Consider the following 10,929-nt stretch of genomic DNA (forward strand, 5'->3'; position numbering starts at 1 on the left):
ACCGCGTTGTTGACGAGGTAGGCGTTGAGCGCGCCGTCGTCCTTGAGGTACATCTCGTTCTTGCCCTGCTTGATCTTGTACAGCGGCGGCAGGCCGATGTAGACGTGGCCGCGCTCGATCAGCTCCGGCATCTGCCGGTAGAAGAACGTAAGCAGCAGGGTGCGGATGTGCGAGCCGTCGACGTCGGCGTCGGTCATGATGATGATGCGGTGGTAGCGCAGCTTGTCCGGGTTGTACTCGTCCTTGCCGATGCCGGTGCCCAGCGCGGTGATCAGCGTGCCGACTTCGGCCGACGCCAGCATGCGGTCGAAGCGCGCGCGCTCGACGTTGAGGATCTTGCCCTTGAGCGGCAGGATCGCCTGGGTCTTGCGGTTGCGGCCCTGCTTGGCGGAGCCGCCGGCGGAGTCACCCTCGACGATGAACAGTTCGCTGAGCGCGGGATCTTTTTCCTGGCAGTCGGCCAGCTTGCCCGGCAGGCCGGCGATGTCGAGCGCGCCCTTGCGGCGGGTGAGGTCGCGGGCCTTGCGCGCGGCTTCGCGCGCACGCGCGGCGTCGACGATTTTTCCTGCGATCGCGCGCGCTTCGTTCGGACGCTCCTGGAGGAATTCCTCCAGCTTCTGTCCGATCACCGACTCCACCGCCGGGCGCACTTCGGACGAGACCAGCTTTTCCTTGGTCTGCGAACTGAAGCTGGGATCGGGCACCTTCACCGACAGCACGGCGATCATGCCTTCGCGCATGTCGTCGCCGGACAGGGTGATCTTGGCCTGCTTGGCGATGCCGTTCTGTTCGATGTAGTTGGTCAGCGTGCGCGTGAGCGCGGCGCGGAAACCCTGCAGGTGGGTGCCGCCATCCTTCTGGGGGATGTTGTTGGTGAAGCAGAACATCGTTTCCTGGTAGGCATCCGTCCACTGCACCGCGATGTCGACGACGATGCCGTCCTTCTCGCCCGAAGCAGAGATAACTGTTTGATGCAGCGGGGTTTTTAGGGTCGCCAGGTGCTCCACGAAGCTGCGGATGCCGCCTTCGTACTCGAACAGGTCGCGCTTGCCTTCGCCGCGCTCGTCGATCAGCTCGATCTTGACGCCCGAGTTGAGGAAGCTCAGCTCGCGCAGGCGCTTGGCCAGGATGTCGTAGTGGAATTCGGTGTCGGTAAAGATTTCGGCGTTGGGCAGGAAGCGCAGCTCGGTGCCGCGCTTGCTGGACGGGCCGACGACCTTGAGCGGATACACCGGCTCGCCGACGGCGTACTCCTGCTGGTGGTGCTTGCCGTCGCGCCAGATGTCGAGCCAGAGCTTGGACGAGAGCGCATTGACCACCGACACGCCGACGCCGTGAAGGCCGCCGGACACCTTATAGCTGTTGTCGTCGAACTTACCGCCGGCGTGCAGCACGGTCATGATGACCTCGGCCGCGGAGACGCCCTCTTCCTTGTGGATGTCGGTCGGGATGCCGCGGCCGTTGTCGGACACCGAGCACGAGCCGTCGTTGTGCAGGGTCACGACGAGGTGGTCGCAGTGGCCGGCCAGGGCCTCGTCGATGCCGTTGTCCACGACTTCGAACACCATGTGGTGCAGGCCGGTGCCATCGTGCACGTCGCCGATGTACATTCCCGGGCGCTTGCGGACGGCCTCCAGGCCGCGGAGCACGGTGATCTTGCTGGAGTCGTAGGTGTTGTTCGGGGACTGCGGCTGAATCGGTTCGTCGGTCATCGCCAATCTTGTCTCGCGTTGGGCCACACCGGCACCCGGGCGGCTCCCGGAGAGGCCACGGCGCGCCTATAAATAATGTGTGCCGAGTATAGCGCGTGAGGGCCTGCCGCGCCGCCCTGCACGCCGCTCTCAGCGCTCGTGCAGCTGGCCTTGTTCCACGTGGAACCGCTTCTGGGGCGCGAGTGCGCCGTCGAGGTCATCGGGCGCCTCGGTCGCGGTCAGGATCACCTGGGCGCCGGAACTCAGGACCGACGCCAGGGCCTGGTGGCGATGGGCCTGGTCGAGCTCGGAGGCCAGGTCGTCCAGGCAGACCAGCGGCCATTCCCCCTTGTCGGCGGCGAAGGCGCGGGCCTGGGCCAGGACGCAGGCCAGGGCGGTCAGCTTCTCCTGGCCACGCGACAACGCTTCGCGGCCGGGCAGGCCGACATAGTCCACCCGCCAGTCAGCGCGGTGCGGTCCCAGGCTGGTGTAGCCCAGGGCCAGGTCGCGCTCCCGGGCCAGCAGCAGCGCGTCCTCCAACGGGCTGTCGTCCCGGCGCCAGCCCGGCAGGAAGCGCAGGCCAGCCTGGCCCAGCTCTGGCAGGAACTCGAGGGCAGTGGCGGCCAGCACCGGCTCAAGCCGGTCGAGGTAATCGGCCCGCAGGCGGCTGAGGGCCTCGCCGGCCTCGGCCAATTCCCGGTCCCACGGCGCCAACGCGGACGGCGCCGGCTGGCGCTTGAGCAGGGCGTTGCGCTGCTTTAGGGCGCGGGCGTAGCGACGCCACACCGGCAGGAAGGCCGGTTCCACGTGGAACAAGGCCCAGTCGAGGAACCGGCGACGGTGCTCGGCGCCTCCGGCAATCAGTTCGTGGCTGCCCGGCTCGAACGTCACCACGGCCAGCTCCGCGCAGAGTTCGGTCAGGCTGGGCGCGGGTGCCCCGTCCAGCCGGGCCTCCCAATCACTGCCGCCGTGGCGCAGGCCGGCGCGGCGGGTCCGGCCCTGGCCATCCAGCCACTCGGCGTAGAGCTCGAGGTTCGGGCTGCCGGTCCGGATCAGCCCGTCGCGCACCCGGCCCCGGAACGAGCGGCCATAGCCCAGCAGGTGGATGGCCTCGACCAGGCTAGTCTTGCCGGCGCCGTTGCCGCCGGTGACCAGGTTCAGGCCCGGGGCGGGCCGGAAGTCCACCTGCTGCAGGCAGCGAAGGCGGCGCACGTCCAGGCGGGTCAGGCGCACGACGCCCCCAAGCCACCCGGCGCGACCGGACGCCAGAAACGAAGCCGCCCGGCGAGGGCCGGGCGGCAGGGTGCCACGGGAAACCGGACGGTCACAGGCGCAGCGGCATCACCACGTGGCGGCTGCGCTCGTGGCTGGCCTCGCGGACCAGGGCCGACGAGTTGGCGTCGCGAAGGTTGATGATGACGAACTCCTCGCGCAGGGCGGTGAGGGCGTCCAGCAGGTAGGTGACGTTGAAACCGATGCCCAGGCCATCGACCTTGGTCTCCGCCTCGACTTCTTCCTGCGCTTCTTCCTGCTCGGGGTTGTGCGCCACGATGCGCAGCTGGCCCGGGCTGATCTCCAGCTTCACGCCGCGGTACTTCTCGTTCGAGAGGATGGCGGCGCGCTGCAGGGCGGCGCGCAGGGCCTCGCGGTCGACCTTCACTTCCTTGTCGGCGCCGATCGGAATCACGGCGTCGTAGTCCGGGAAGCGGCCATCGATGAGCTTAGAGGTAAACGTGACGTCCTCGCGGCGCATGCGCAGGTGGTTGCGACCCACTTCCAGCTCGACCTCGCGGTCGCCGCCTTCCAGCAGGCGCTGCAGCTCCAGCACGCCCTTGCGCGGCAGGATGATCTGCTTGCGGGTCTGGGCGCCGGCGGGCAGGGGCGCTTCGCACAGGGCCAGGCGGTGGCCGTCGGTGGCGACGCAGCGCAGGGAGTTCTCGCGCAGGTCCAGCAACAGGCCGTTGAGGTAGTAGCGGACGTCCTGCTGGGCCATCGCGAACGCGGTGCGCTCGATGAGCTCCTTAAGGGCCGCTTCCGGCACGCGGATGCGCTCGACCAGGTCAAGGTCCTCGACCGCCGGGAAATCATTGCCGGGCAGGGTGGCCAGGGTGAAGCGGCTGCGGCCCGCCTGCACCGTCACCTTGTCGCCGGCCTGGCTGAGGGTGACCCGGCTGCCGTCGGGCAGGGCGCGCACGATCTCGAACAGCTTGCGGGCCGGGATGGTGGTTTCGCCCGGTTGGGCGTCGTCCACGTCCGAACGGGCCACCATCTCGACCTCGAGGTCGGTGCCCGTCATCGAAAGCTTGTTGCCTTCGACGCTGACCAGCAGGTTGGCCAGGACGGGCAGCGTCTGACGACGCTCGACCACGTTCACGACCTGCTGAAGGGGTTTGAGTAGGACTTCTCGCGTCAGGCTGAAACGCATGCGGATCCCCAAGCTCCAAGAGTGGATATATCAAAAAGTGGTGGTGGTGGAGGGCCGAAAATCTCCGGATAACTCATCCAAACCACTGATTTAAAACGTTTTATTCGTACCGCCAAGCCTGTGTGCCAGCTTCGGGACAGGGTGGCACAAACTGTGGATAACTTTCGGGCCCCAAAGGCGTCCCCAGCTTGTCCACAGGCCTTCCCCAACGCTTACCCGGCCAGGCGCAAGGTGTTACTCGCTCAGTTTGCGCAGCAGCTTGTCCCAGTCTTCCCGCAGCTTGCCGTCGATCTCGCGCAGTTCGCGCATGACCTTGCAGGCGTGCATCACGGTCGTATGGTCCCGGCCCGCGAAGGCATCGCCGATTTCCGGCAGGCTGTGCTCGGTGAGTTCCTTGGACAGGGCCATCGCCATCTGCCGCGGACGCGCCAAAGAACGGGTCCGCCGCTTCGACAAAAGATCCGCCATGCGCAGCTGGTAGTAGTCTGCCACGGTCTTCTGGATATTGCTGATGGACACCACCTGCTGCTGCGCCCGCAGCAGGTCGCGCAGGGTCTCCTGGGCGAACTCGGCCGTGATCGGCCGCGCCATGAAGTTCGAGCGCGCCGCCAGCGTGTTCAAGGCGCCCTCGAGGTCGCGCACGTTCGAGCGCATGCGCTTTGCAATCAGGTAAGCCACGTCGTCGGGCAGCTTCACCCCGCGCTCGACCGCCTTGGCGGCGATGATGGCCGCGCGCGTCTCGAAGTCCGGCGGCTCGATCGCCACGCTCAGGCCCCAGGTCAGGCGGGTCTTGAGCCGCGTCTCGAGGTTCTCCACCTCGCGCGGGTAGCGGTCGCAGGTGAGGATGATCTGCTGCTTGCCGTCGAACAGCGCGTTGAAGGTGTGGAAGAACTCCTCCTGCGTGGTGTTCTTGCCGGCGAAGAACTGGATGTCGTCGATCAGCAGCGCGTCCACCTGCTGGAACTGGCGCTTGAACTGGTCCATCGACTTTTCCTGCAGCGCTTTCATCATCGCGCTGAAGAACTGCTCGGAGCGCAGGTACAGCACGCGCATGCCCGGGTTGTTTTGCCGCATCAGGTTGCCGGCGGCGTGCATCAGGTGGGTCTTGCCCAGGCCCGAGCCGCCGTAAAGCAGCAGCGGGTTGTAGGCCTTTCCGGGGTTCTGCGCCACCTGCAGCGCGGCGGCGCGGCCGAGCTGGTTGCTGCGGCCTTCCACGAAGTTGTCGAAGGTGTAGTGGCCGTCGAGGTTGCCGGCGAAGGCCGCGGCGGGTGCCGCGCGGGCCGGCGCCGGCGTGGTGCCGGCCATCGGCGCCTCGGCGCGCTTGATCGAGCCCACGGCCAGCGCCACCGGGGCCGGGCCGCCGGCGAAATGCGTCACCAGCTCGCGGATCCGGTCCAGGTAGTGCTCGCGCACCTGGTCCACCACGAAGGCGTTGGGCGCGTAAAGCGTCAGCCCGTCGGCGCGGGCCTCGGCCTGCAGCGGCCGCAGCCAGGCGTGTATCTCTTCAGCCGGCAGTTCGGCTTCCAGTCGTTCCAGGCAGCGGGGCCAGGCAGCATCCATGTTCAAGCGAAAGTCCGGGGAACAGTGGCGCCAGGGCGCCGCTGTGGATAAGTGGTCGGGGAGGGGGAGTCTAGCGCCGCCGGGCCAAGCCCGCCACGCGAAATTGGCTTGACGAACCTGGGGCCAGGCCGCTATAGTCCCCGGTCTTTTCCGCTCAAAACTTAACCGGGGTGCCACCATGGCCACCAAGCGCACGTACCAGCCCAGCAACCTCAAGCGTAAGCGTGACCACGGCTTCCGCGCCCGCATGAAGACCGCCGACGGCCGCAAGATCCTTGCCCGCCGCCGCGCCAAGGGCCGCGCCCGCCTGGCCGTCTGACGCGTCGCCGCCGGCTTGCCGGCGGCACCCCGCGGGACATCCCGGGACCGTGAACACGCTCCCGCCCGCCAAGCAGAAGTCCTTCCCCCCCAGCGCGCGACTGCGCGCTTCCGCCGAATTCCAGGCGGTCTTCAAAGGGGCACGAAGGCTCTCCAGCCCCCAGCTGAAGCTGCATGCCCACGTCCGGGCCGATGCCACCGCGCCTCGGCTAGGCGTTGCCGTGTCCAAGAAGGTCGACAAGCGCGCCGTCGGCCGCAACCGCATCAAGCGCCTGGCCCGCGAACTCTTCCGACACGAACGCGCGCAGTTGCCGCCGGGTGACTACGTGCTGATCGCGCAGCCGGGCGCCAGCAAACTCGGCAACGACGAGCTGCGCGCGCAGTTCCTGCAGCTGCTGGAACGCGCCCGGTCGTTGAAGCCCGCGCCCCCGCCCGGCACAATGCCGGCCACCCCGGGCGCGTCCGAACGCCCCGCCTCCGATTCCTGACCGAGACCCCGTGCCCGGCCCCGGCCCCACGCCGGCGCCCGCAGCCTGCCCATGAACCAGACCCGCTCCTTCCTGCTGATCGCCTGGCTTGCCGTCGCCACCCTCCTGTTCATGGAATGGAGCCGCGGTCCGGCCCAGCCGGCGCCGCCGCCGGTCGCCTCCGCGCCCATCGACGCCGCGGCCGCCGCGATCCCGGCCGGTGCCGACGTGCCCGATGCCGCCGCGGTGCCTTCCATCGCTGCCGCCCCGGCGCCCGGCGTGCCCGGTGAAGTGCCTTCGGCCATCGTGGCCGCGCCGCCCCAGGGCCTGGTCACCGTCACCACCAACGTGCTGCGCCTGCAGGTGGATCCGCGCGGCGCCAGCCTGGTCGGCGCCGACCTGCTGGCCTACCCGGTCGACAAGGACAAGCCGGACGTGGTGGTGCGCCTGCTCGGCACCGACGCCCTGCACTTCTCGGTGGCCCAGTCCGGCCTGGTGGCCAATGCCGGCACCGCGCCCAGCCATGAAGCGCTGTTCCGCACCGAGGACGGCCGCAGCAACTACGCGCTGGCCGACGGCAGCCAGCAGCTCGAGGTGCCGCTGGTCTGGGAAGACCCCGCCACCGGCCTGCGCGTTCGCAAGGTGCTGGTGCTCGAGCGCGGCTCCTACGCCATCACCGTGCGCCAGGAAATCACCAACCAGGGCAGCGAGGCCTGGCGCGGCGCCGCGTACGAACAGCTGCAGCGCGTGCCGCCGCCGCCGACCCCGCGCACGTCCAGCCTGACCAACCCGGAGGCCTTCAGCTTCGTGGGCGCGGCCTGGTACAGCCCGGAGGAAGGCTTCGAGAAGTACAAGATCCCGGACATCTTCGAAGACGGCCCGCAGACCCGCGAAGTCACCGGCGGCTGGATCTCGATGCTGCAGCACCATTTCGCGCTGGCCTGGGTGCCGAACGAAATGGAAGCGCAGCGCTTCACGATCAGCGCGCTGCCGGGCACCACGCCGCGCTACCTGGTGCGCGGCGTCAGCGCTCCGATCGAAGTCGGCCCGGGCCTGTCGGTCACGCGCGAAGCGCGCCTGTGGGTCGGCCCGAAGCTGCAGGAGCAGATGCAGGAGCTCGCGCCGGGCCTGAAGCTGACGCTCGACTACGGCATCTTCACCTTCCTCGCGCAGCCGATGTTCGACTGGGTGCTCGAGCCGCTGCACGACCTGACCGGCAACTGGGGCTGGGCGATCATCCTGACGGTGCTGATCATCAAGCTGCTGCTGTACCCGCTGTCGGCCAAGCAGTACCAGAGCTTCGCCAAGATGCGCGCGATCCAGCCGCGCATCGAGTCGCTGAAGGAGCGCTACGGCGACGACAAGCAGAAGTTCCAGATGGCGATGATGGACCTCTACAAGAAGGAGAAGGTCAATCCCGCCGCCGGCTGCCTGCCGATCCTGATCACCATCCCGGTCTTCATCGCGCTGTACTGGATGCTGCTCGAGAGCGTCGAGATGCGCCAGGCGCCGTGGCTGGGCTGGATCCAGAACCTGACCGCGCCCGACCCGTACTTCATCCTGCCGGTGATCAACCTCGTGGTGATGTACCTCACCCAGAAGATGACGCCGACCCCGGGCATGGACCCAATGCAGAAGAAGATCATGACCTTCATGCCGCTGGTGTTCGGCGTGATGATGGCCTTCTTCCCGTCTGGCCTGGTGCTGTACTGGTGCACCAACGGCATCCTCGGCCTGGCCCAGCAGTACGTCATCACCAAGCGCCACGGCGAGAAGCCGACCAGCGGCACGGCGGTGGCCAAGTAACGGTTTGCCACGGGTGGACACGGATAAGCACGGACGCTCACGGATAGCAGCGTTCGAGTGATCTTTCGGTCGGGAAACCGCCGAGGGGGAGGAAGGGAGCCCGGGTGGCTCCCTTCTTTTTTCTGTTCGATTCAATCCGTGAGCGTCCGTGCTTATCCGCGTTCATCCGTGGCTAAATAAGGGCAATGACCCAACGCGAGACCATAGCGGCGATTGCAACGGCGGCCGGGGCGGCCGGCGTGGGCATCGTGCGCCTGAGCGGTGGCGGTTGCCGGGCGATCGCGGCCACGCTGTTGGGCAAGCCGCCCGAGCCGCGGCATGCACACTACCTGCGCTTTCGCGATGCCGACGGCGCGGTGATCGATGACGGGCTGCTGATCTTCTTCCCGGGCCCGCAGTCCTACACCGGCGAAGACGTCGTGGAGCTGCAGGGCCACGGCAGCCCGGTGCTGCTGGGGCAACTGCTGCGGCGCTGCCTGGCGCTGGGCGCGCGGCCGGCGCGGCCGGGCGAGTTCACCGAGCGCGCCTTCCTCGAGGGCCGCCTCGACCTGGCCCAAGCCGAAGCCGTGGCCGACCTGGTGTCGGCCGGCAGCGAAGCCGCGGCGCGCGCCGCGCGCCGTTCGCTCGAGGGCGAATTCTCGCGCCGCGTGGATACCGTGGTCGAAGGCCTCACCGGCCTGCGCGTCTGGATCGAGGCCGCGCTGGACTTTCCCGACGAGGAAATCGACTTCCTGGCCGCCCCCGAACTGCAGGAGAAGCTGCAGCGCGTCGCCGGCCAGCTCGACGCCCTGCGCACCGCCGCCGAGCGCGGCCGCCGGCTGGTGGACGGCCTGCACGTGGTGATCGCGGGCGCGCCGAACGCCGGCAAGTCCTCGCTGCTCAATGCCCTGGCCGGCGAAGACCGCGCCATCGTCACCGAGGTGCCCGGCACCACCCGCGACCTGCTGCGCGAACGCATCCGCATCGATGGCATCGAACTCACGCTGGTGGATACCGCCGGCCTGCGCGATGCGCCCGACGTGGTCGAGCGCGAAGGCATCCGCCGCGCCCGCGACGAACTGGCGAAGGCGGACCTGGTGCTGGCCGTGGTCGATGCCACCGCGCCCGCGTCCGACGCCTTGCCATTGCCGCCCGGCGTGCCGGTGCTGTGGCTGCACAGCAAGTCCGACCTGTTGGCGACGCCGCCCGCGCCGCAGTCACGCGGCGACGGCCGCCACCTGTGGCTGTCGGCGCGCACCGGTGCCGGCCTTGATGCGCTGCGCGCGGCACTGCGCGAAGCGGCCGGCCTGGGCGATGGCGTGGAAGGCAGCTTCAGCGCCCGCGCCCGCCACGTGGACGCCTTGCGCCGCGGCGCCGAGGCGCTGGCGCGCGCCGCCACCCAGCTGCATCACGGCGCCGGTGAACTTGCCGCCGAAGAGCTGCGCCAGGCCCAGGACGCGCTGGGCGAGATCACCGGACGCGTGGATGCCGACGCCCTGCTCGGCCGCATCTTCGCCGACTTCTGCATCGGCAAGTAGCGCGGCTCAGGGCTCGGCCAGCTGGGCCTCGCGGAACCGCCAGAAGGTGCCGCGCGGGTGCTGGTCGCCGACCAGGCCCGTGCGCCGGCCCGCCGGCAGGCTGTGCCGCAGCAGGTCCAGGATGTCGCGGATCACCGGCTTCGACTCCACGAAGTAAGAGTGCGCCAGCGTGCTCTGGTCCACGCCCGAGGCATCGATGGTCTCGATGCCCGGCAGCACGATCAGGCCGTCGCCGGAGTCGCCGGCGCGCGCGTAGCCGTGCACCTGCTTCGAGGCCTTCAGCGCCAGGTCGTTGGAGGACGCGTACAGCGTGACGCGCTTGCCCGCCTGCCGCAACGCCGGCGCCAGATCGCGGCGAAACACCTCGGCATCGATGTCCGGCGCCGCCAGGATGATCTCGCGGAAGCGACCGCGCAGGTCGGGGCGCTCCATCACCAGCGACTGCAGGGCACGGGTCAGCCCGCGGTTGCCCATGCTGTGGGCGATCAAATACAGGTTGTCGGCCGTGGACTTCTCGGCGAAGTCGACCAGGAACTCCTTGATGTGGGTGGTGGACCACTCGATGTTCGATTCATCGATGGTGTAACCCGGCAGCGAGGCCTGCGACGGCCAGCTGTAGAACACGGCCGCGCCGTCGAAGGACAGGTCGTAGGACATCTGCGCGGTCCGGCGCGCGGCGTCGGCGAAGGACACGTTGTAGCCGTGGACGAACAGGAAGGCGTTGCTGCCCTCGGAGCGCGCCACGCGCTGCGACAGCTCGCTGAAGAACAGCGCGCTGGAGCGTCGCTGCACCGACATCAGCACCACGTGGCGGGCAGGATCCTCGGTGAACTCGAAACGCCAGATCGACGGTGACTCCAGCAAGCCAGGCTTGTGCGCCGCGGGGATGCTGACTTCGGCGACGCCGTACTCAAGCTTGCCGCGCGCGGTGCCGTAGCGCTCGGCCACCGGCGTGTCGCTGAAGTTGGCCGAGGCGGCGCGATCGGTCGCGTAGAAGACCCGCATCGTGGCGTGGTTCTTCTCCGGGTCGATCGCATTTTCCGGGATGTCGTCACTGGCCGGCAGGCGGGCGGCGCGCCGCGCCAGCTCTGCTTGCCGCGCGGCCTCCCGCTCCGCGGCCGCCCGTTCGGCGGCGGCGCGCTGCT

9 protein-coding genes are annotated in these 10,929 nt (G+C 68.8%); 4 read left to right on the plus strand and 5 right to left on the minus strand.

From position 1 onward, the window contains the following. From Q0C12_RS13210 to dnaA, 4 genes are all read right to left on the minus strand, one after another. On the minus strand, positions 1-1,712 hold a 1,712-nt coding region (locus tag Q0C12_RS13210), incomplete at its 3' end, for a DNA gyrase subunit B (protein ID WP_290890944.1). 129 nt (positions 1,713-1,841) lie between these two features. After that, complete coding sequence (gene recF / locus Q0C12_RS13215) at positions 1,842-2,924, minus strand: DNA replication/repair protein RecF (RefSeq protein ID WP_290890945.1); 1,083 nt, start codon at positions 2,922-2,924, stop codon at positions 1,842-1,844. Between the two features lie 91 nt (positions 2,925-3,015). Continuing rightward, positions 3,016-4,116 (minus strand): DNA polymerase III subunit beta, encoded by a 1,101-nt coding sequence (gene dnaN / locus Q0C12_RS13220; RefSeq protein ID WP_290890947.1) that lies wholly within the window; start codon positions 4,114-4,116, stop codon positions 3,016-3,018. A gap of 234 nt (positions 4,117-4,350) precedes the next feature. After that, positions 4,351-5,676: a chromosomal replication initiator protein DnaA gene (gene dnaA / locus Q0C12_RS13225; RefSeq protein WP_290890949.1), complete on the minus strand. Its 1,326-nt coding sequence runs from the start codon at positions 5,674-5,676 to the stop codon at positions 4,351-4,353. A 178-nt stretch (positions 5,677-5,854) separates the two neighbouring features. Here dnaA and rpmH point away from each other — a divergent pair, with 178 nt between their 5' ends. The 4 genes from rpmH (at position 5,855) to mnmE (ending at position 9,784) form a co-directional block, all read left to right on the plus strand. Continuing rightward, complete coding sequence (gene rpmH / locus Q0C12_RS13230; RefSeq protein ID WP_026817103.1) at positions 5,855-5,995, plus strand: 50S ribosomal protein L34; 141 nt, start codon at positions 5,855-5,857, stop codon at positions 5,993-5,995. Positions 5,996-6,044: 49 nt separating this feature from the next. Then, entirely contained in the window at positions 6,045-6,482 is a 438-nt protein-coding gene (gene rnpA, locus Q0C12_RS13235) for a ribonuclease P protein component (protein WP_290890950.1), read from the plus strand. 51 nt (positions 6,483-6,533) lie between these two features. Next, complete coding sequence (yidC, locus tag Q0C12_RS13240; protein ID WP_290890952.1) at positions 6,534-8,267, plus strand: membrane protein insertase YidC; 1,734 nt, start codon at positions 6,534-6,536, stop codon at positions 8,265-8,267. A 185-nt stretch (positions 8,268-8,452) separates the two neighbouring features. Continuing rightward, positions 8,453-9,784, plus strand: a complete 1,332-nt coding sequence (mnmE, locus tag Q0C12_RS13245; protein ID WP_290890954.1) for a tRNA uridine-5-carboxymethylaminomethyl(34) synthesis GTPase MnmE — start codon at positions 8,453-8,455, stop codon at positions 9,782-9,784. 6 nt (positions 9,785-9,790) lie between these two features. Here mnmE and Q0C12_RS13250 read toward each other — a convergent pair. Then, positions 9,791-10,929, minus strand: a 1,139-nt coding sequence (locus Q0C12_RS13250; RefSeq protein WP_290890956.1) for an alpha/beta hydrolase, incomplete at its 5' end; no start/stop codon positions are given.

Origin of the sequence: Arenimonas sp., from assembly GCF_022842045.1 — a bacterium.
Taxonomy (GTDB): domain Bacteria; phylum Pseudomonadota; class Gammaproteobacteria; order Xanthomonadales; family Xanthomonadaceae; genus Arenimonas.